The sequence below is a fragment of the Allohoeflea poritis genome, assembly GCF_027889715.1.
GTDB lineage: Bacteria > Pseudomonadota > Alphaproteobacteria > Rhizobiales > Rhizobiaceae > Hoeflea_A > Hoeflea_A poritis.
Genome location: NZ_JAPJZH010000006.1, coordinates 183899 through 204670, shown reverse-complemented (window position 1 = coordinate 204670; position 20772 = coordinate 183899). Strand labels below are relative to the sequence as shown.

Sequence of the window (20772 nt, the reverse complement as noted above, 5' to 3'; positions counted from 1 at the left end):
TCCTTGTCCTCACCAGACTCAAATGTATTAGTCACTACTAATATGATTCTTGGCTAATATCAATGAATTTTCAGAGAGGCGACATTCGCTGCGGTGCGGAATTATGGAAAAGAGGACTCGAAGCGGGCGTTTGCGGCATCGCAAGCGGCTCGGCCGGGAAAAACGCGTATGAATGCGGAAAGCCAGCCCAAGAGCTGCGTCTCCAACGGGCACTTCATCCCTTGTCCTGTCGCGAGAGGTGAAGCTAAACATCAAAACGGATATTCTGGACAGGCCATTTCGTTTGGAGCCCGATGCCGCAAAAACTCTCATCGTCAATGTCGCTCGAAGACTTCGAAAATGGCTATTGGTATGCCACCGATATCAGGGCCTTTGCCAAGAAGATCGGCGTCTCTTCGGTTGCGAAGCTGCGCAAGGACGAGCTGGAGGTCATTATTCGGCATTATCTGACGACTGGCGAAATCAGGAAGCCGTTGCGAAAGAAACTGGCCAAGGACGGGGCGCCGGATTATCAGCGCGGGTTACGGCTTGATCTGCCGATTGTTCATTACACCAGCAACCGGATCACAAAGACCTTTTTGTTCGAGCAAGCCAAAAAGATCGATCCCGATTTCAAGCTCAGGTCAGGATCGCGTTATCGGCTTAACCGCTGGCGGGAGGCGCAGATCGAGGCGGGCAATAACATCACCTATGGCGATCTGTTGGCGGAATATATGCGGCTGAACCGGCAGGATGGCGCGTTCGAGAAGATTCCGTCCGGGCGCTACATAAATTTTCTTTCAGAATTTATGGAAAACCATGGTGACGCATCGCGCGATGACGCGCTCGCGGCCTGGCATGCCCTGAAAGAGATCGACGCGCCGAAGACCTACGCGGCATGGAAACGCCATTTTAAACCGTAGGTCCCATTTCCCCATGGTCAGGGGTGCGCTTATCCAACTTATCCCTTGGTTGTAGGACTTATTTCCAATGCACCGGAGGCTGGTATTGAACCCCCGGCAGCGGTAGGTAACAGCGCCGAAGTTTTTCCGCGCTGGAGGGCGATATGGGCGCAAACGCATTCGAAGATCGTGTCACATTTCACGCCGAAAACCAGGTCATGGAGGTCGATTTTTCGAACATGACCTTCGACGTGTCGTCAAAGGTTCACAACGCCTATGACGCGATCGATCGCAAATTGCACGAAACCGGAAAAAAGTGGTTCTTTCTCGTGAACTACCAGAACTGCCGGATCATGTCGGAAGCCTGGATTGCCTTTGCCCATCGCGGGAAGATGGTCAATCTGGCCTATTCGCTGGGCAGTGCGCGCTATGCCGCGACAGGCGACACCAGCGATGAAATCCTGGAAAGCGCGAGACAGGAAAAATTCGACCCGAACCTTTTCCGAACGCGCGACGATGCCCTTGCCTATCTGGCGCAATTGCGCAGCGAAATCCCGGATGATGAATTCGAACAAAGGCTGGTTCCTTCGCTCCCGAAAGAGACAAGGCAAATCTCCGAGCGCGTGATCTTCCATCCCGATCTGCAGATCATGGAAGTCGATTTTTCCGATTGCGTTTTCGCCAGAAGTGCCGATGTGAACGCCTTCTATGACGAGATCGACAGGCAGATCTCGGCGACCAATCAAAAATGGTACTTCATGGTCAACTACAAGGGGACCGAGATCCTTCCCGATGCCTGGCACAGTTGGGCGGTTCGCGGCGAGCGGCTGAACATTTCATACTCGCTCGGAACCGTTCGGTTCGATCCGAATGAGAAAACCAGGGCGGAAATCGAAGAACGAGCCCTTACGGACGATTTCAATCCCAATATCGTGGCGACCAGGGAAGAAGCGCTGGCGCGCATCGAGGAAGTGAAGCAGGGTTAGGCGGAGGCAGCCTCCGCATTAACCGACCAGCCTGTTCGACTGCAGCCGACTCCCCGTCAGTCCCCCAGGATTCCCGGCAGTCTCAGCCCGTTCTCCTTCGCGCAGTCAATGGCGATGTCGTAGCCGGCATCGGCGTGGCGCATGACCCCGGTGGCCGGGTCGTTCCACAGAACCCTTGCGATGCGCTCTGCGGCCGCGTCGGTGCCGTCGCAGCAGATCGCCATGCCGGCGTGCTGGGAAAAGCCCATGCCGACGCCGCCGCCGTGATGCAGGCTGACCCAGGTCGCGCCGGAGGCGGTGTTGAGCAGAGCATTGAGCAGCGGCCAGTCGGAGACGGCGTCCGAGCCGTCCTTCATCGCTTCGGTTTCCCGGTTGGGCGAGGCGACGGAGCCGGAATCGAGATGATCGCGGCCGATCACGACGGGCGCCTTCAACTCGCCATTCTTCACCATCTCGTTGAAGGCAAGGCCCAGCCGGTCACGCTGGCCGAGGCCGACCCAGCAGATGCGCGCCGGCAGGCCCTGAAAAGCGATACGCTCGCGCGCCATGTCGAGCCAGTTGTGCAGGTGCGGATCGTCCGGGATCAGTTCCTTGACCTTCTGATCGGTCCGGTAGATGTCCTCCGGATCGCCCGACAGCGCCGCCCAGCGGAACGGGCCGACGCCGCGGCAAAAGAGCGGCCTGATATAGGCCGGCACGAAGCCGGGGAAGGCGAAGGCATCCTTGAAGCCCTCGTCGAAGGCGACCTGGCGGATATTGTTGCCATAGTCGAGCGTCGGGACGCCGCGGTTCCAGAACTCCACCATCGCCTCGACATGGACCTTCATGGAGGCGCGTGCGGCTCGCTCCACCGCTTTCGGATCGTTCTTCTGCTTTTCGTGCCACTCGGCAAGGCTCCATCCCTGCGGCAGATATCCGTTGACCGGGTCATGCGCCGATGTCTGGTCTGTGACCATGTCGGGCCGCACGCCGCGGCGCACCAGTTCGGGAACGATGTCGGCGGTGTTGCCGAGCAGGCCAACCGATTTCGCCTCGCCGGCGGCCGTCCAGCGTTCGATCATCGCAAGCGCTTCGTCGAGTGAATCCGTTTTCTCGTCGACATAGCGGGTGCGCAGACGGAAATCGATCCGGTCCGGGTCGCATTCGACGGCAAGCAGGCAGGCGCCGGCCATGGTCGCCGCCAGCGGCTGGGCGCCGCCCATGCCACCGAGGCCGCCGGTGAGGATCCATTTGCCTTTCAGGTCGCCGCCAAAGTGTTGGCGGCCAGCCTCGACGAAGGTTTCGTAGGTGCCCTGGACGATGCCCTGGCTGCCGATATAGATCCACGAGCCGGCCGTCATCTGGCCGTACATCATCAGGCCCTTCTTATCGAGCGCGTTGAAGTGGTCCCAGTTGGCCCAGTGCGGCACGAGGTTCGAATTGGCAATCAGCACCCGCGGCGCATCCGCATGGGTGCGGAAAATGCCGACCGGCTTGCCGGACTGAACGAGCAATGTCTCATTGTCCTCGAGCGACTTGAGGCTCTCGACGATCCTGTCGAAGGCGTCCCAGTTGCGCGCCGCCCGGCCGATGCCGCCATAGACGGTCAGCTCATGCGGATTCTCAGCGACGTCCGGATGCAGATTGTTCATCAGCATGCGCATCGGCGCTTCCGTCAGCCAGGATTTCGCGTTGAGCTCCGGGCCTGTGGGCGGAAAGATGTCGCGGATATTGTGGCGGGGATCGGTCATGTCAGTGCCCTTTGAATTTACTGCGTCTTCGGCAGGATGAAGTTAACGGTCTCTCGGCGATCCGGCGCGCATGTCGGCCTCATCTTCCGGCCCGCTCAAGCGCCCATTGTTCGAGCGACGACAGGATCGTGGCAAGCACGCCGCGCAGTCGCCCGGCTTTCAACGGGTCGAGTTCGAAGGGGTGGCTTTCGGTCATCAGATGCGTCTTTTGCGCCAGTTCCATCTGGATCGCATGCACACCCGTTTCCGGTCTTCCATAGTGGCGCGTTGTCCAGCCACCCTTGAATCGGCCATTGAGCGTGCTGGTGTAACCCTCTGCCAGCGCACAGATTTCGGCGGTCATCCGCTCGATCTCCGGATCGCAGGTGGCGCCGTCATTAGTGCCGATATTGAAGTCCGGCAAAACGCCATCGAAAAGGAACGGACACTCCGATCGGATCGAGTGGCAGTCATAGAGGATGGCGATGCCGTGCCGGTTTCGGATACGTTCGATCTCTTCCGCCAGCGCCGCGTGGTAGGGTGCGTGGAAGGTCTCCAGTCGTCGCTCGATCTCGGCGGCCTCCGGCTCCTTGCCGGGCAGGTAGAGCGGATTGTCGTCGAAGTCGGTCAGCGGGCAGAGCGCCGTCGTGTTCTGACCCGGGTAGAGGCTTTGCCCGCTCGGGTCGCGATTGGCGTCGATGACATAGCGGTGGAACGTGGCGCGCACCTGTGTTGCGCCGGGCAGGACGCCGTCATAGAGCCGGTGGACGTTCCAGTCCGTGTCGCTCAGCGCCTTGCCGGTCTGATTGAAACCGGCCTCTATGGCTTCCGGCACATAAAGGCCGGTATGGGGCAGGCCGAGAATGACGGGGCTGTCGCCGCGGACGATTTCGACCGGATCCATCACGCTGCCTCCGAGCCGAGGGGCGGCATGAGTTCGATCCCGCAGCGGTCCACCAGCGACCGGTTGCGCACCAGAACGGCCGCCTTTTCCAGATCGCCGGCCAGGAAACGGTCTTCGCCCAGCGCTTCGACCTGCTCGCGCAGCCCGGTCATCGCCGCCTGCAGCGGCGCGCTGGTCTTCAATGGCGCGCGGAACTCGATCCCCTGGGCGGCGCACAGCAGTTCGATACCGAGGATGCGGCCCAGATTGTCGTTCATGTCGGCGAGGCGGCGCGCGCCATGCGCGGCCATGGATACGTGGTCCTCCTGGTTGGCGCTGGTCGGCGTGCTGTCGGTGGAGCAGGGGTTGGCGCGCTGCTTGTTCTCGCTCATCAGCGCGGCGCTCGTCACCTCGGCGATCATCAGTCCGGAATTGATACCGGGTTCCGGGGTCAGGAAGGGCGGCAGATCGAAGCTGAGCGTCGGATCGACCATCAGCGCAATACGGCGTTGGGAAATGGCGCCGATCTCGGCAATGGCGAGCGCGATCTGGTCGGCCGCGAAGGCCGTCGGCTCGGCGTGGAAATTGCCGCCGGAGATCACGTCCCCGGTTTCCGTCATCACCAGCGGATTATCGGTCACTGCATTGGCTTCGATTTCCAGTGTCGTTCCCGCCTGGCGCAGAAGATCGAGACAGGCGCCGGTAACCTGGGGCTGACAGCGTATGCAGTAGGGATCCTGCACGCGGCTGTCGTCCTCGCGGTGACTTTCCCGGATTTCCGAGCCATCCATCAGCAAGCGGATGGCGGCGGCCGCCTCGATCTGGCCGCGATGGCCGCGCAATGCGTGGATCTCGGGCCGCGTCGGCGCGGTCGAACCCATGATGGCGTCGGTGGAAAGGGCGCTGATCAGCAGCGCGTTTTCGGCGCAGCGCCAGGTCTCGAAAAGTTCGGCAAGGGCGAAGGCGGTCGAAAACTGGGTGCCGTTGATGAAGGCCAGCCCTTCCTTGGGGCCGAGCGGGACGGGCTCCAGCCCGGCTGCCTTGAGTGCCGCACCGCCCGGCATGACCTTGCCGTCATACTCCGCTTCGCCTTCGCCGATCATGACGGCGGTCATGTGGGCAAGCGGCGCAAGGTCGCCGGACGCGCCCACCGAGCCCTGTGCCGGGATTATGGGCGTTACCTTCCGCTCCAGCATCTTTTCCAGAAGCTCAATCAACGCCCAGCGCACGCCGGAGGCGCCGCGGCACAGGGATAGGAGCTTGAGGATCATCATCACGCGCGTGATGCGCCGGGGGATCGGCGGTCCGACACCGCAGCAATGCGAAAGGATGAGATTGCGCTGCAGCGTCGCAGTATGGCGCGGCGCGATCTTGATGCTGGCGAGCTTGCCGAAGCCGGTATTGACGCCATAGACGGGCTCCTCGCCGCGCGCCGTCTCGCCGATGAGCTTCGCCGCTGCCTCGACGGCGGCGCGGCAGGAATGGTCGACCGTCACTTCCGCCTCGCGCCAGTAGATATCTTCAAGCTGTGCCAGCGACATGTCACCGGGCTGCAGGACGACGGCGCTCATGAAAGGTCTCCTACGATACGCCGGTAGAGCGGATTGTAGCCGATGCGGTAGGAAAGTTCGGCCGGATGCGCCACATCCCAGATGGCGAGCTCGGCCTTCTTGCCGGTCGCTATGATGCCGGTGTCATCAAGCCCCAGCGCGCGCGCGGCCTCGCGCGTTGCGCCGGCGAGCGCTTCCTCCGGCGTCATGCGGAACAGCGTACAGGCCATGTTCATCGCCAGAAGCAGCGAGGTGAGGGGCGATGAGCCGGGATTGCAGTCCGTCGCAATCGCCATGCCGACACCCTGGTCGCGGAAGAGTTCAATGGGCGGGATCTGCATCTCGCGCAGCGTGTAGAAGGCGCCCGGCAGCAGCACGGCAACGCTGCCCGCCGCCTTCATTGCGGCAACGCCCTCGGCGTCGAGATATTCCAGGTGATCGGCGGAAAGGGCGCCGTAACGAGCCGCGAGTTTCGCGCCGCCGAGATCGGAGAGCTGTTCGGCGTGCAGTTTGACCGGCAGGCCGAGTTCGCGGGCCCGTTTGAAGACCCGCTCGATCTGGTCGGGCGAGAAGGCGATGCCCTCGCAGAAGCCGTCCACGGCATCGGCTAGCCCTTGTGCATGCGCGGCCTCCAGCGCGGGCAGGCACACCTCGTCGATATAGGCATCCGCCCGGTCCTTGTATTCCGGCGGCACCGCGTGGGCGCCAAGGAAGCTCGTGCGCACCCGCACGTCCCGCATGCCTGCGATCGCCCGGGCCGTCTTCAGCATTCGAAGTTCGGTGTCGATATCGAGCCCGTAGCCGGATTTGATCTCGATGGTCGCGACGCCCTCGGCGATCAGGTGATCGACCCGCGCCAGTGCCGAATCGAGCAGGGCAGCCTCGCTGGCCTCGCGTGTCGCGCTGACCGTGGAGACGATGCCGCCGCCGGCCCGCGCGATCGCCTCATAGGACGCGCCTTCCAGCCGCATTTCGAATTCGCGCGCCCGGTCGCCGCCATGGACGATATGGGTGTGGCAGTCGATCAGCGCCGGGGTGATCAGTCTGCCTTCAAGATTTTCAGTTCGATATTTCGCATATTTATGAGGAAGTTCATCACGTTTCCCGATCCAGGAAATGAGGTCATCCTCAACGGCCAATGCGCCATCTTCCTCAAGGCCGTAACCATCGGTCATGGTCGCAACGGAGGCGTTTGCAAGGACATACCCGGCCATGATGGAACACTTTCGCTATTGGCTTACGATGATTATTATGTATATTCATAATAAAATTATGTCAACGAATTTGGAGCGCCCATGACCGCGCTTTTTGCAGAACGCGCTTTGCTTGCCGAAGGCTGGCAAAGCAATGTCCGCATAACAATCGGCGCCGATGGCCGCATCGAAAATGTCGTCCGGGACGCAGCGCCGGAGGCGCGGGATATGAATCTCGGAAACCGCATCCTGCTCCCGGCGCCGGCCAATCTGCACAGCCATGCATTTCAGCGCGCCATGGCCGGCATGACGGAATACCGCTCGGCAACAGATGATGATTTCTGGAGTTGGCGGGAACTCATGTACCGGTTTCTCGACGTGCTGACGCCGGACCAGATCGAGGCGATTGCAGCGCTTGTCTATGTCGAAATGCTGGAGGCCGGTTATGCCTCGGTCGGCGAGTTCCATTATGTCCATCACCGTCCGGGCGGCGGAGCCTACGACAACATCGCCGAGACCTCGGAGCGGATCTTTGTCGCCGCCGCCGAAACGCAAATCGGCCTGACGCATCTGCCGGTGCTCTACACCTATGGCGGCGCCGGCAAAAAACCGCTTGCCGGCGGCCAGCTTCGATTCGGCTGCGACAGTGAGCGGTTCGAAAGATTGCATGCCGCCGCGAGGGCGGGGCTGCTGCGCGAACTGCCCGCCGATTGCGCCATCGGCGTCGCGCCGCATTCTTTGCGGGCGACCGATCCACATCAGATGAGGCAGGTTGCCGGCGTATTCTCCGACGGGCCGGTCCACATCCATGTCGCCGAGCAGGACCGCGAGGTGGCGGAGATCGAAGCCTGGCTCGGTGCACGCCCGGTCGAGTGGCTGCTCGGGGAGGCCGGCATTGATCGGCGCTGGTGCCTGATCCACGCAACGCAGATGAAGGACGCCGAAACCGGCGGCCTCGCCGCTTCGGGCGCCGTTGCCGGCCTTTGCCCGATCACCGAGGCCAATCTCGGCGACGGCACATTCAATGCGCGCGATTTCATTGCCGCTGACGGCCGGTTCGGCGTCGGCTCCGATTCCAATATCCGCATCTCCCTGTCGGAGGAGCTGCGCCAGCTCGAATACAGCCAGCGCCTGAGGCACAAGGCGCGCAACGTCCTGGCCGGGCAGGGCGTCTCGACCGGGCGGAACCTGTTCCAGCGGGCGGCCGCAGGTAGTGCCCGGGCCATCGGACGCGACAGCGGGGTGCTGGAAGCCGGGCGGTTCGCCGATATCGTCGCGCTCGATGCCCGTCACCTGGCCTTTGCCGGCCTGCGCGACGATCAGCTTCTCGACGGCTGGATCTTTGCCGCCGACGACGGCGTTGTCAGCGATGTCTGGTCGGCCGGCCGCCATTGCGTGCGGGAAGGGCGGCACGTCGGCCGCGACAGGGTCGTACAACGCTACCGCAGCGCGATGGTGCAACTGATGGAATCGCTCTAGATGCGCTCCTACAAGGACATCCACAACATCCTTCTTGAGCGCATCAAGGACGGCGAATGGGCGCCTGGTTCGCTGGTGCCGTCCGAGGCCGATCTGGCGCTCGAATTCGGCTGCACCCGCGTCACAGTCAACCGCGCCATGCAGGCGCTTGCCGATTCAGGGCTGATCGAGCGCCGCCGCAAGGCCGGCACCCGTGTGGTGCAGCGCATGACCCGCAATGCGGTCTTCGAGATACAGATCGTGCGCCACGAGATCGAGCAGCGCGGCGGCAGCTACAAATATCTGCTGATCGGCCGGAGTGAGGAGGTGCCGCCGCAAAAGGTCCGCGCCGAGATGGGCTTGTCGGGCGAGGAAACGCTGCTCCATGTGCTGAGCCTGCATTTCGCCGATGGCGCGCCCTACCAGATCGAGGACCGCTGGATCAGCCTCGAAACCGTGCCGCAGGCGCGACATGAGCCGTTCGATACGCTCAGCCCCAATGAGTGGCTGCTGCGTGAGATTCCCTATACCAACGCCGAGCATGTTTTCCGGGCCGCCCGGCCGGAGCCGAAGGAAAGCGACTATCTCAATCTGGGCGAGGGCGAGCCCGTCTTCGTCATCGAGCGCACCACCTGGCTGTCCGATGCCGCCGTCACCCATGTCCGGCTCGTTCATCCCGCCGACAGTTTCCGGCTGGTGACTCGCGACCAGCATGGCACGGCGTTGTGAACCGCGGGACGCCTAGCGAAGGCCGAGTTTCTTTAACAGGCGTTCGCGTTTCATAAGCCACCAGCCCGATTCGATGGGCCACATCGCATGATTTTCATCAGCTCCGAGCTTTTCAGCGTTGCGCAGCGGCCAGTTCGGATCGTCCAGCAGTTCCCTGGCCATTGCGATCATGTCGGCCTTTCCCGACGCGATGATGTCCGCACAAGCCTCCGCGTTCCACAAGAAGCCGACGGCCATGGTGGCGATTTCGGCATCCCTGCGGACCTGCTCCGCGAAAGGGGTCTGGAAGCCCTCCTCGATGACCATCCGGCGCGGGCGTTCCTTGCCGCCGATACCGCCGGTCGAGCAGTCGATCATGTCGACGCCCTCGGCCTTCAGCGCTCTCGCAGTCGCCACGGTCTCGTCGATTTCGATCCCGCCATCGAGCCAGTCCGTCGCCGACAGGCGAAACGCAAGCGGATAGTCCTCCGGCCAGTTGGCCCGGATCGAGCGGGCGACAGCCGTCGCGAACCGTCTGCGATTTTCAGGACTTCCGCCCCAGCCGTCCTGACGCCGGTTCGATATCGGTGACAGGAACTGATGCACAAGAAATCCGTGCGCCGCATAGACTTCGATCATCCTGAAACCGGCTTCCCGCGAGCGGCGGGCCGCGTCCCCGAAAGAGCGGATGACCCGCCGAATATCGTCCTCCGACATCTCGTCCGGTGCCGGCCAGCCATCGGCGTATGGAAGAGGGGATGGTGCGATTGCCTGCCACGGCGCTTCGTTGCGCGAGGCGACATCCTCATCGTCGACCGGCGTTTCGCCATGCCACGGACGGCGCTCCGACGCTTTGCGGCCCGCATGGCCAAGCTGGATGCCGGGCACAGCCCCTTCGCGCTCGATGAACCGTGCGATCGGTCGCAGGGAATCGATCTGCGCATCCTCCCACAGCCCCAGATCGCCATGCGTCCTGCGGCCGTCTTTTTCCACGGCGGTCGCTTCCGCATAGACGAGGCCCGCGCCGCCCATGGCGAAACGCCCCAGATGCACCATGTGCCAGTCGTTGGCATACCCGTCGACGGATCGATACTGACTCATCGGCGAGACCGCGATGCGGTTCTTGAACGCGACGCCGCGCAATTCGAAGGGGGAATACAAACTGGCCAAGATCGCTCCGTTTCCGCTCATGAAATCGGGCCGCCCTGACATGGCGGCCCGCTGCACTTTGGATATCGGTGCGGCGTCCGGACGTCAAATTGTTCGCGCGTCAATCGTTGTGCAGGCTGCCGCAACGCGCCGTCCTGAAACAACGTCATTGACGCGCCGCGCCGAAACGAACACCTTGTCTGACGCGCGATAAGGCATGCGGGGAGAATTTTGAGCAAACGCTATTACGGCCTGCCGTCTCTGACCACGCTGGCGGCTTTCGAGTCCTGCGCGCGGCATTTGAGCTTCAAGCAGGCCGCCGCCGAGCTTAACGTCACGCCCGGCGCCGTCAGCCATCAGATCAAGGCGCTGGAGAAGGAAATCGGCGTTCCGCTTTTCGAGCGCCTGCACCGCGGTGTCGAACTGACGCCCGCCGGCGGCGAGCTCTTTGCCGTGCTGGCCTCGTCCTTCTCGCAGACGGCCTCGGTGCTCGAAAAGATCAGTTCCGCCCCGAGCGACGCGACGATCACCATCGGCACATCGGCGGCCGTCGCCAGCCTGTGGCTGATGCCGCGCATCGGGCGGCTCTGGCAGGCGCATCCCGAGCTGCGCATCAACCACCGCGTTTCCGACCGGCTTCACGATCTCGACCGCTCCGATATCGACCTTGTCGTGCGCTACGGAAACGGCCGCTGGGACGGCGAGACGGCGATCCAGCTCTTCACCGATTCCGTCGGTCCCGTGTGCAGCCCGGAATTTGCCGGAAATCACGCGATACGGACAATCCGGGAACTGCCTTCGCTGCCGCTCCTGCAGCTCGAGGCCATCGACACCGGCTGGATGACCTGGATGGAGTGGTTTGCGCTGAACGGCATCAGCACCGCGCGGGTCAACGGTCCGAGATTCAACAATTACAGCATCGCCCTCCAGGCCGCCGAGGAAGGGGCCGGCGTGGTGCTCGGGTGGAGCAGGCTGATTGGCGCCTATCTTTCCGCCGGAAGGCTTGTTCCCCTAGGGGATTTCTTCGTGCCGGCGCCGGGCGCCTTTCACCTGACATGGAACAGCCGCAAGGTGCTCGATCCCTCCGTGGAACTGGTCCGCGACTGGCTTGTGGAGGCTGCCTGACTGTTTTTCGGTTGAATTATTCTAAATCGAAAGCGAAACTTATCCGGATTGAACAACGTGGCCGTTTTGCGCCATGAATCTGCAGTTGGTCACCGCGCGGCAGGGAGGTTGCGATGCGTTCGGCTGAGCAGGCACATCTTGAGAAGGTCATGCGTCCGGTGGAGCGGGCACAGGGCCTGCCGAATGAGTTCTACGTCGATGCAGAATTGTTCGAACGCGAGAAATCGGCTGTCTTCTTCGAAAACTGGGCCGGCCTCGGCTTTGCCAAGGATGTGCCCGAGCCGGGCGACGCGCTGCCCGTCGACATGCTCGGACAGCCGCTGTTGATCGTGCACGGTCGCGACGGCAGCATCCGCGTCTTCCAGAACACCTGCCGGCACCGTGGGATGATCCTCGTCGAAAACCGCACGAAACTGCGCGGCGCCATCCGCTGTCCATACCATTCCTGGTGCTACGACCATGACGGCGCGCTCAAGACGACGCCGCATGTCGGCGGTCCGGGAAACAACATCCACGACGCCGTCGACCGGACGACCCTCGGCCTCATCGAAATCCGCTCGCATATCTGGCGCGGCATCATCTTCGTCAATGTGTCGGGCAATGCGCCGCCATTCGAGGAATACGCGGCCGATTTGATGGGGCGCTGGGCGGAGTTCGAAAAACCGCTCCATCATTCGGGCGAAGACAGCTCCTTTCGCCTTGAGGTGGAAACCAACTGGAAGCTGGCCGTCGAGAACTATTGCGAGAGCTACCATCTTCCCTGGGTGCATCCCGGCCTCAACAGCTATTCGCGCCTGGAGGATCACTACAATATCGAGGAGCCGGGCCGCTTTTCCGGCCAGGGCACGCTCGTCTACCGCCCGATGATCAACGATCAGGGCGACCGGTTCCCGGACTTTGCCGGCCTCAGCGACAAATGGGATGCGGGCGCGGAATATATCGCGCTCTTTCCCAATGTGCTTCTGGGCGTTCACCGCGACCATGCATTCGCCATCATCCTGCAGCCGCTCTCCAACGAAAAGACCGTCGAGCATATCGAGATCTACTATGCCGACGAGGCGATTACCGGTTCGGATTGGTCCGACATGCGCGCCGCCAATACGGCGCTGTGGAAGACCGTCTTCGAGGAGGACATTTTCGTGGTCGAAGGCATGCAGAAGGGTCGCCGCGGTTCGAAATTCGACGGCGGGCGCTTTTCGCCGGTGATGGACAGTCCCACGCATCTCTTCCACCACTGGGTAGCCAGCCAGTTCGCCGCTTCGCAAGCCGGCTGAGTAAAGGCCCGATGGCCACGCAATGGGCAGAACTGGAACCGGCGCTTCTCGAGGCACATCGCAATGAGGATGCCGGCCGGCTTGCCGAGCTTTATCTGAAAGCGGGCGAGGCGGCCGAGGCCGAAGGGGACACCGACAAGGCCGGCTTTTTCCTGGTTCACGCCTATGTCTATGCCCTGGAAGAGGGCATGGCGCTCGCAAACGAAATCCATGCGCGGCTCAAGCGCCTCGGTCGCGAACAATAAGGTCTCAAGGACGCAGGGATACGCAATGAAATCACATGCAAAGGTCGTGGTCATCGGCGGCGGCGTTGTCGGCTGCTCGGTGCTCTACCACCTGACACGCTTCGGCTGGACCGATGTCGTACTGCTCGAGCGCTCGGAGCTTACCTCCGGTTCCACCTGGCACGCGGCCGGCGGCATGCACACGATCAACGGCGATCCCAATGTCGCCAAGCTGCAGAAATACACGGTCGATCTCTATCGCGAAATCGAGGCGCTTTCCGGCCAGGATATCGGCCTGCACATGACCGGCGGCGTGATGCTGGCCGCGACACCGGAGCGTTTCGACTGGCTCAAATCGATCTCGGCGAAAGGCCGTTATATGGGTCTTGAGACCGAGATCATCACACCGGCCGAGGCCCAAGAACTGATGCCGCTGCTCGATCCGGACCAGTTTGTCGGCGCGCTCTTTGACGAGGTGGAAGGCCATGTCGATCCCTACGGGGTCACCCACGCCTATGCGCGCGCGGCGAAGAAGAACGGCGCGCAGGTCCATACCGGCACAAAGGTCGAGGACCTGATCCAGCGCAAGGACGGCCATTGGCGCGTTATCACCGACCACGGCGAGATCGTCGCCGAGCACATCGTCAATGCCGGCGGGCTGTGGGCGCGCGAGGTCGGCCGCATGGTCGGGCTGGAACTGCCGGTGCTTGCCATGGAGCATATGTATCTGATCACCGAGGACATGCAGGAGGTCACGGCCTTCAACGAGGCTGCCGGCAAGGAAATGCTGCATGTCGTCGATTTCGACGGCGAGCTTTACCTGCGCCAGGAACGCCGCGGCATGCTGATGGGGACCTACGAGAAAGACGGGCGCCCCTGGTCGGAAACGCAAACCCCGTGGGATTTCGGCCACGAATTGCTGGAGCCGGACCTCGATCGCATCGCGCCGTCCCTGGAGGTGGGCTTCCGGCATTTCCCGGCCTTCAACAATGCCGGCATCAAGCAGATCATCAACGGGCCGTTCACCTTCTCGCCGGACGGCAATCCGCTGGTCGGGCCTGTGCGTGGCCTGCCCGGTTACTGGTCGGCCTGCGCCGTCATGGCCGGGTTCTCGCAGGGCGGCGGCGTCGGACTGGCGCTGGCCAACTGGATGATCGAGGGCGATCCGGGCTTCGATGTCTTCGCCATGGACATCGCGCGCTATGGCGATTTCGCCACCATGGCCTATACCAACGAGAAGGTGCGCGAGAACTATTCGCGGCGCTTCTCCATACGCTTTCCGAACGAGGAGCTGCCCGCCGCGCGGCCGCTGCGCACGACACCGGTCTATGCCGAACTCAAACAGGCCGGCGCGCAGTTCGGCGCTGCTTACGGGCTGGAAGTCCCGCTCTGGTTCGCGCCAGAGGGTGTCGAGGAGCGCTTTTCCTGGCGCCGCTCCAGCGATTTCGACCATGTCGGCGAGGAGGCCAGGGCCGTGCGCGAAAGCGTCGGCCTGATGGAAATCTCCGGCTTTGCCAAGTACAGGGTGGCAGGGCCGGCAAGCGGCGAATGGCTTGACCGTCTGCTTGCCTGCCGGCTGCCGGGGCAGGGCCGCATGACACTGGCCCCGATGTTGAATGAAGCAGGCAAGCTGATCGGCGATTTCACACTCGCCAATCTCGGCGAAGAGGGCTGGTTCATTGCCGGCTCCGGCATTGCCGAGAATTACCATCTGCGCTGGTTCGAAGACCGTTTGCCGGGCGATGGTTCGGTGACCGTCTCGGCCTATGGCACCGGCCTGGTCGGCCTGTCCGTCGCCGGGCCGAAATCCCGCGATGTGCTTGCCGCCGTCACCCGCTGCGACGTCTCGGCGGCGGCGTTTCGCTTCATGGACATTCGCCGCATGGATATCGGTCTGGCCGAGGCCATGGTCGGCCGCGTCTCGTTCACCGGCGATCTTGGTTATGAACTCTGGATGACGCCGGACAATCAGCGCCATATCTTCGAGCAGTTGATGGAAGCGGGCCGCCCGTATGGCATGCGCCTGTTCGGCAGCCGCGCGCTGAACGCCCTGCGTCTGGAAAAGAACTACGGCGGATGGGCCCGCGAATACCGGCCGCTTTACGGGCCGGTCGAGGCGGGGCTGGACCGTTTTGTCGCCTATGGCAAGGAAGCGGATTTCATCGGCAAGGACGCGGCGCTGGCCGAGCGCACCGAAGGCGGATCGCTACGCCTCGTGAGCTTTGTTGTCGACGCGCGCGACGCCGATGTCATCGGCGATGAACCGATCAGCCACGACGGCGCTGTGTGCGGCTGGGTCACGTCGGGCGGCTATGCGCATGCATCCGGCGTTTCCGTCGCGCTTGGCTATGTGCCGCGCAAGCTGGCGGACCGGATCGATGGCTGGCGGATCGAGATCCTCGGCGAAAGCCTTGCTGCGCGCATTCAACCGCATCCGCTATTCGATGCGAATGCCGAGCGGATGCGATCCTGAGCGTCTTCAAAGCCCGATGTTAAGGCTGTCCGGTGTAATATTCGGTTCGATGAATTCGCGCGACAGGCCCCAGTGCTCGTAGATCAGCGCCTCGGAGCGTTCCTCGTCCCGCTCGCGGATGGCGGCGACCATCTGCCAGTGCTGCTCGCTGGCGCGGGCAAGATTGTCCGTCAGGGAAGGATCGTCCGCCTGATAGAATGTCATCGAAATGCGTGCATGGTCGATGAGAAGGCGATTGTGGCTCGGCAACAGGAACTCATTGTCGGCCATCAGGCCGATAAGCTCGTGGAAGCGGTTGTTATGGAGCGCAACGCCGCCGGTCGATTTATCGACCAATGCCTGGTCGAAGAGTCGGGCGCTCTCCTCCAGCTCGGTGAGCTGACTGACGGTCGCGTTGCGCGCTGCCAGCCGCCCGGTCGCAGCGTAGATCATAGGCGCCGCAAGGAAAAAATCCCGAAGTGACTTGTGCGACAGCGGAGACACGCGCGCGCCCCGATTGCTTTCAATGGAAAGATAGCCTTGACCCGCCAGGTGCCGGAACACGTCGCGCAGCGGCGTACGCGATATTCCGTACTCCTCACTCAGCTGCTTCTCGTCCAGATCCGTACCCGGCGCCAGCTCAAGCGTCAGGATGCGTTGCTGGAGATCGCGAAATAGCTCTGACTTCCCGTTTTTCAAGCCAAAATCCGAACTTATTCTCGCCGGATCGATGCTGTTGCTTAAACGATCCGCCTCCACCGCGTAGATAAAAGTCCATCGGAAGCGATAAGGCAAGCGCCGCCCGTTCACTATTGGGCCGGTGGCAAAAGCTTGAATGCGCGATCTACTGCGAGGGTTGTGCGGATTGCGGCAGCACAAAGGCGCCGCCAGCAGCCGGGACTGCGCCGACGCGCAAACCGCATTCGAACACGCTTTGAAGCAAAGTGTCTTCGATGACGTCCTGCGGCGCGCCGAATGCCTGGCACCGGCCATGCTGCATAACCAGCACCTTGTCGGAATACATGGATGTCAGGTTGAGATCGTGCAGGACCGCGATGACGCCGCCGCCGCTGCGTGTATAGGCGCGTGCGATATCCATGATGATCAACTGGTGACGGATATCGAGGCTGGAGATCGGCTCATCCAGGAAAAGATATCGCGGCGTGTCCCCGGCAACAGGCTCCCACACCTGGCAAAGCACGCGGGCGAGCTGCACGCGCTGTTGTTCGCCGCCCGATAGTTCCTGGTAAAACCGGCCCGTGAACCCGGCAAGGTCGACCCGGTCGAGGGCCATCTCCACGAGGTCTTCCGACAATTTCCCGGCGTTGCCCGAACGGCCGGTTGTCAGTCCAAACCGGACGACTTCGCGCACGGTGAAGGGAAAGGCAAGGCTCGAGCTTTGCGGCAGTACTGCCCGCATTTCTGCCATTTCCCAGGGCAGAAGCGATGCGATTTCGCGGCCATGCAGCCGGATCGAGCCGCAATAGGCGAGGTCCCCCGAAATCGCTTTGAGCAGCGTTGTCTTGCCGCTGCCATTGGGTCCGATGATGGTGGTGATTTCACCAGGCACCGCGTGGAAGTCCGCATCGGTTACGATCTCTTTTTTCCCGATCCGGATGGTCGTGTTCTTGACGTCAATCATGGCTCATCGTTCTCAAAGCATGTCCAGCACGCCGCGGCGGCGAAGCAGGATCCAGAGGAAAAACGGTGCGCCCACGACAGCGGTTATGATGCCGATCGGCAGTTCGGCCGGCGCGACGATCGTGCGCGCCACTGCGTCGGCGGACAGAAGAAGGCTGGCACCCAGGAGGGCGGAGGCCGGCAACAGATAGCGGTGGTCAGGTCCGATCAGCAGACGCAGCAGGTGTGGCACGACGATACCGACAAATCCGATGCCGCCGCTGACCGCGACAGCCGCCCCGGTCGCCGCGGCCACGACGACAATCGCCGTCGTCTTGAACCGCTGCACCGCCAGCCCCATGTGCCGCGCCGTCGCCTCGCCGAGGGTCATGGCGTTGAGGCCCGATGCAAGCAGCGACGTGCTTGCCAGCACCACCACAATGATCGGGCCAGCCGCGAGCACCTTGGACCATGTGGCGCCGGCCAGGGAACCCATGTTCCAGAACGTCAGGTCACGGAGCTGCTGATCGTCCGCCAGATAGATCAGGATGCCGGTCAGCGCCATCGCAAGCGCTCCAAGGGCGATGCCGGCAAGCAGCATGGTCGCCACCGAGGTTCGCCCCTGGCGGGTCGAAACCCGGTAAAGAAGGAACGTGGAAACAAGGCCGCCGAGGAAGGCCGCGAAGGGCAGCGCGTAGATGCCGGCGAATGCGGTAACGGGCGAAAGGACGGTGCCTCCCAGGACAATCACCGAGACAGCGCCCAGGCTGGCACCTGCGGATACGCCGACAATGCCGGGGTCGGCCAGAGGATTGCGGAAAAGGCCCTGCATCACGGCGCCGGATACCGCAAGGCTTGCACCCACCAGCACGCCGAGCACCATTCGCGGAAGCCTGATATCGTTGATGATGATGCGATTGCGGGCGCTGAGATCCGCATGGCCGCCGAGCAGCTCCGTGACCCATGCCCGCACGACGGCGGCAACGGAGGCATCGGAAGCGCCGGTCGCCAGGCTCAGAACCGCGGCCGCGGCCAGCAGCAGCACAAGCACCCCAATCGCCAGCCTTGCCCTTCGAGAGCGGTCGCCTTCGCTTGGGCGCACAGCATCAGCCGATGCACCGGTTTCCACTACCCGCTGAAGCACCGTTATCGGCTTTCATCGTTGATTGCGTCGGACAGATCCCGGATGGCGTGCGCCGTCCGCGGCCCGAATCCGAGCAGGTACAAACCGCCCATACGCACGATACGGTCATTCTGAGCCGCCGGGGTTGCCGACAGGGCAGGATGGTTTTTGATGTCCTCCGCGCTAATTCCGTGATCGCCGGTCCGGGTCATGACCAGTATGACATCGGGCGCTGCGTCCATCGCCGACTCGTCTGTGATCTGCTTGAAGCCCGCAATGTCGGACAGGGCGTTTTTCCCGCCGGCCATTTCAATGATGCTGGCGGCGCTGGTATCGCTTCCGGCCGCCATGATCTTGCCGCCGCTCAGGCTGAGCAGAAACAGCACACGCTTGGGATCGGAACGGCCCATGGCCTGTTTTTCTGCCGCCATGATGTCGGCATTGACGCTTTCGGCAAGAGCCGCGGCCTTGTCGTCGACACCCAGAGCAGAGCCGATCGCCTTGATCTTTTTGACGATGCCGTCCCTGTCAAAGTCCGCCGGAATGGTAACCACCGGCACGCTCGCCTTTTTCAGGACCTCGAACGCTTCCGGCGGCCCCGAACCTTCGAGCGCCAGGATCAGGTCCGGATCGATCGACAGAACACCCTCAGGCGATAGCGCGCGGATGTAGCCGACATCGGGAAGCTTTGCTGCTTCTTGTGGAAATGTGCTGGTGGTGTCGCGCGCAACGAGCCGTTCTTCCTCGCCCAGCGCGTAAACGATCTCCGTGACCGAACCGCCAATTGCGACGATCTTGTTGGCTTTCAATTCGGCGTGAGCGCCTGGTGTTGCAAGAATTGCCAGCGCCGCAATGGCGCCCAGCGCAAATCTCCTGGTTGTTTTGAGCATTTCTGGCCTCTGGTAAGATATGAATGAATTTTTCAGGCGGCTGCGTGTCCCGGTCGTTTCGGGAGATTTTCCATCAGCATCCGCCAGTCGCTGCGCTCGTCTGAGCCTTCGCGGCGATCACCGAAGAACTGGATAATCAGCTTCTTTTCGGAGTTGTAGGCTTCCAGCGATGTTACGTGCCCGTCCCGGTTCGGTTTGCGCACGGCCCAAAGCTCAGAGATGTGATCGAGCCGCAGATGCATGTGAAAACCGGGATCGAGGATATTGATCCACGGACCCATCGGTTTGATCTGTTTGATCGGTCCCCTGTGAATCTGGATGACGCCCGGGCTGCCGATGAAGCACATGATCGGTATGTCTTCGCTGGAGACGAGATTGAGCATTGCCACAAGCGCGCTGTCGTCGAGGCGCCAGGCGAATTCCTCGTCCATCGCGCTGACGGCCTGGTGCCGCGAGACATTGAATTTCCGCAATATCCCGACGAACTGATGGACATCGCTCATAGCCGCCCACCGGTCGCGCATGTCGGCGAGATCCACATCGCTCAATGAAGCCGGGAGCTCGAGTTCTTCCGCCGGCTCCTCCACTTTGACGGTTGGTGTCTGGGCATCGCTTTTCAGCATTGTCACGAGCTGCTCATAGGCCTCGACATTCGATTCGGGCCTCAGATGGATCTTGTGAACGGCGGTGCCGTGTTTGTCGAAGAACTGAAGGCTGCGGCTGATCCGCTCGCCGTCGCGTTTTTCGACTGCAAAACCGTGAGCCCAATTGTTGTGAAAGATCCGCAGGTCAATATCCTCGCCAAGAACGATGGCGCCGCGCTGGCTCGTCCGCACGCCGTCATAGACACCCACCTTCTCGTGCACCGCGCTCTCATTGCGGGTCAGCGCCATGACTTCGCCCAGCGCCTCCATGCCGTTCAGCAGGTCGTTGACCCGCACATTGAGACGGGTATTCCCGACACCGCACCATGCGGCCACGAATTCCGCTTCGGAAATGCCGAGCTGTGTCGCAAGCTCGCGTTCGCGCATTTTGGGGTTGTCGAGACGGGCCTGCCGGATTGCCTCAGGTGAGAGGGGCAATTTCGAATCCCGGGACAACGCGGTTTCGATCATGTCGTTGGTCATGCTTGCGCCTATTTGTTGAGGATAAGTTTGCCCTGACGGGTTATCTTGAGGCGGTAGAGGGCGCCGTGGTGGTCGATTCCCAGTTCCCGCGCGCCCTGGAAGAGATCCTGGCTCTTCAGTGTCTTGACGTCGGCTTTCCCGGCATCGTTTCGGCGGTCCCGGTCTGTGTTTGATTCTCGTGTTTGCTCAGGCAACGCAATAACCTTCCTTACTCACTATTCCGCCTTTCGAGTCATTGCCTTAGAGGCGTTCTCAACAGCGGTTTAATTAACTTGACAATCGCAATCATGTTAACTACGGAAGTGCAATACCGGAGCGCGATTGTCAAGATTTAGCGAGATCAAATGTTCCGGATTGATCCATGCATTAGCGAGCAAGCCTGACTGCTAGCCAGCCCGATGAGTAATACGGAGAAAAGGA

The 20772-nt window shown here is 62.1% G+C and carries 19 protein-coding genes and 1 pseudogene; 9 read left to right on the top strand and 11 right to left on the bottom strand.

The window, feature by feature from the left end; genetic code table 11:
* Positions 1-293 precede the first annotated feature (293 nt).
* From OOZ53_RS26540 to OOZ53_RS11885, 3 genes and pseudogenes are all read left to right on the top strand, one after another.
* A pseudogene (locus OOZ53_RS26540) lies at positions 294-473 on the top strand (hypothetical protein); the annotation flags it as partial.
* Positions 474-902, top strand: a complete 429-nt coding sequence (locus OOZ53_RS11890) for a hypothetical protein (protein WP_271089777.1) — start codon at positions 474-476, stop codon at positions 900-902.
* Between the two features lie 143 nt (positions 903-1045).
* Positions 1046-1867, top strand: a complete 822-nt coding sequence (locus OOZ53_RS11885; protein ID WP_271089776.1) for a hypothetical protein — start codon at positions 1046-1048, stop codon at positions 1865-1867.
* A gap of 56 nt (positions 1868-1923) precedes the next feature.
* On the opposite strand, the gene hutU is transcribed toward OOZ53_RS11885, so the two are convergent.
* The 4 genes from hutU to hutI all read right to left on the bottom strand — a co-directional run bounded on the left by hutU (position 1924) and on the right by hutI (position 7223).
* Positions 1924-3597 carry a urocanate hydratase gene (gene hutU / locus OOZ53_RS11880; protein ID WP_271089775.1) on the bottom strand — a complete coding sequence of 558 codons (1674 nt, stop codon included), beginning with the start codon at positions 3595-3597 and terminating at the stop codon, positions 1924-1926.
* A gap of 79 nt (positions 3598-3676) precedes the next feature.
* Entirely contained in the window at positions 3677-4480 is an 804-nt protein-coding gene (gene hutG, locus OOZ53_RS11875; protein ID WP_271089774.1) for an N-formylglutamate deformylase, read from the bottom strand.
* Entirely contained in the window at positions 4480-6030 is a 1551-nt protein-coding gene (gene hutH / locus OOZ53_RS11870; RefSeq protein WP_271089773.1) for a histidine ammonia-lyase, read from the bottom strand. The genes hutG and hutH overlap by 1 nt, the downstream gene beginning before the upstream one ends.
* Positions 6027-7223, bottom strand: a complete 1197-nt coding sequence (gene hutI, locus OOZ53_RS11865) for an imidazolonepropionase (protein WP_271089772.1) — start codon at positions 7221-7223, stop codon at positions 6027-6029. Before hutI ends, hutH begins: the two co-directional genes overlap by 4 nt.
* 81 nt (positions 7224-7304) lie before the next feature.
* Between hutI and OOZ53_RS11860 the strand changes: the two genes are divergently transcribed.
* Both OOZ53_RS11860 and OOZ53_RS11855 read left to right on the top strand, forming a co-directional pair.
* A complete protein-coding gene (locus OOZ53_RS11860) occupies positions 7305-8681 on the top strand; it encodes a formimidoylglutamate deiminase (protein ID WP_271089771.1) in 1377 nt (458 codons plus the stop codon).
* A complete protein-coding gene (locus OOZ53_RS11855; RefSeq protein ID WP_271089770.1) occupies positions 8682-9389 on the top strand; it encodes a histidine utilization transcriptional repressor HutC in 708 nt (235 codons plus the stop codon).
* A 12-nt stretch (positions 9390-9401) separates the two neighbouring features.
* Here OOZ53_RS11855 and OOZ53_RS11850 read toward each other — a convergent pair whose 3' ends face one another.
* A complete protein-coding gene (locus OOZ53_RS11850) occupies positions 9402-10538 on the bottom strand; it encodes an NADH:flavin oxidoreductase/NADH oxidase (RefSeq protein WP_271089769.1) in 1137 nt (378 codons plus the stop codon).
* 210 nt (positions 10539-10748) lie between these two features.
* Here OOZ53_RS11850 and OOZ53_RS11845 point away from each other — a divergent pair, with 210 nt between their 5' ends.
* The 4 genes from OOZ53_RS11845 to OOZ53_RS11830 all read left to right on the top strand — a co-directional run bounded on the left by OOZ53_RS11845 (position 10749) and on the right by OOZ53_RS11830 (position 15613).
* A complete protein-coding gene (locus OOZ53_RS11845) occupies positions 10749-11642 on the top strand; it encodes a LysR substrate-binding domain-containing protein (RefSeq protein WP_271089768.1) in 894 nt (297 codons plus the stop codon).
* 113 nt (positions 11643-11755) lie between these two features.
* On the top strand, positions 11756-12916 hold the full coding sequence (locus OOZ53_RS11840; RefSeq protein WP_271089767.1) for an aromatic ring-hydroxylating oxygenase subunit alpha: 1161 nt from the start codon (positions 11756-11758) through the stop codon (positions 12914-12916).
* Between the two features lie 11 nt (positions 12917-12927).
* Positions 12928-13161: a hypothetical protein gene (locus tag OOZ53_RS11835; RefSeq protein WP_271089766.1), complete on the top strand. Its 234-nt coding sequence runs from the start codon at positions 12928-12930 to the stop codon at positions 13159-13161.
* 25 nt (positions 13162-13186) lie between these two features.
* Entirely contained in the window at positions 13187-15613 is a 2427-nt protein-coding gene (locus tag OOZ53_RS11830) for a GcvT family protein (protein ID WP_271089765.1), read from the top strand.
* 6 nt (positions 15614-15619) lie between these two features.
* Here the strand turns inward: OOZ53_RS11830 and OOZ53_RS11825 are convergent, their stop codons facing one another.
* From OOZ53_RS11825 to hemP, 6 genes are all read right to left on the bottom strand, one after another.
* Positions 15620-16291: a GntR family transcriptional regulator gene (locus tag OOZ53_RS11825; RefSeq protein WP_271089764.1), complete on the bottom strand. Its 672-nt coding sequence runs from the start codon at positions 16289-16291 to the stop codon at positions 15620-15622.
* Positions 16292-16436: 145 nt separating this feature from the next.
* Positions 16437-17234 (bottom strand): heme ABC transporter ATP-binding protein, encoded by a 798-nt coding sequence (locus tag OOZ53_RS11820; RefSeq protein ID WP_271089763.1) that lies wholly within the window; start codon positions 17232-17234, stop codon positions 16437-16439.
* Positions 17235-17246: 12 nt separating this feature from the next.
* On the bottom strand, positions 17247-18341 hold the full coding sequence (locus OOZ53_RS11815) for a FecCD family ABC transporter permease (protein WP_271089876.1): 1095 nt from the start codon (positions 18339-18341) through the stop codon (positions 17247-17249).
* 17 nt (positions 18342-18358) lie between these two features.
* Positions 18359-19225 carry a heme/hemin ABC transporter substrate-binding protein gene (locus OOZ53_RS11810; RefSeq protein WP_271089762.1) on the bottom strand — a complete coding sequence of 289 codons (867 nt, stop codon included), beginning with the start codon at positions 19223-19225 and terminating at the stop codon, positions 18359-18361.
* Between the two features lie 32 nt (positions 19226-19257).
* The gene (locus OOZ53_RS11805) at positions 19258-20352 is read right to left on the bottom strand and encodes a hemin-degrading factor (RefSeq protein ID WP_271089761.1); all 1095 of its coding nucleotides are present in this window, start codon (positions 20350-20352) and stop codon (positions 19258-19260) included.
* Between the two features lie 8 nt (positions 20353-20360).
* Positions 20361-20546, bottom strand: a complete 186-nt coding sequence (hemP, locus tag OOZ53_RS11800) for a hemin uptake protein HemP (protein WP_271089760.1) — start codon at positions 20544-20546, stop codon at positions 20361-20363.
* Positions 20547-20772 lie beyond the last annotated feature (226 nt).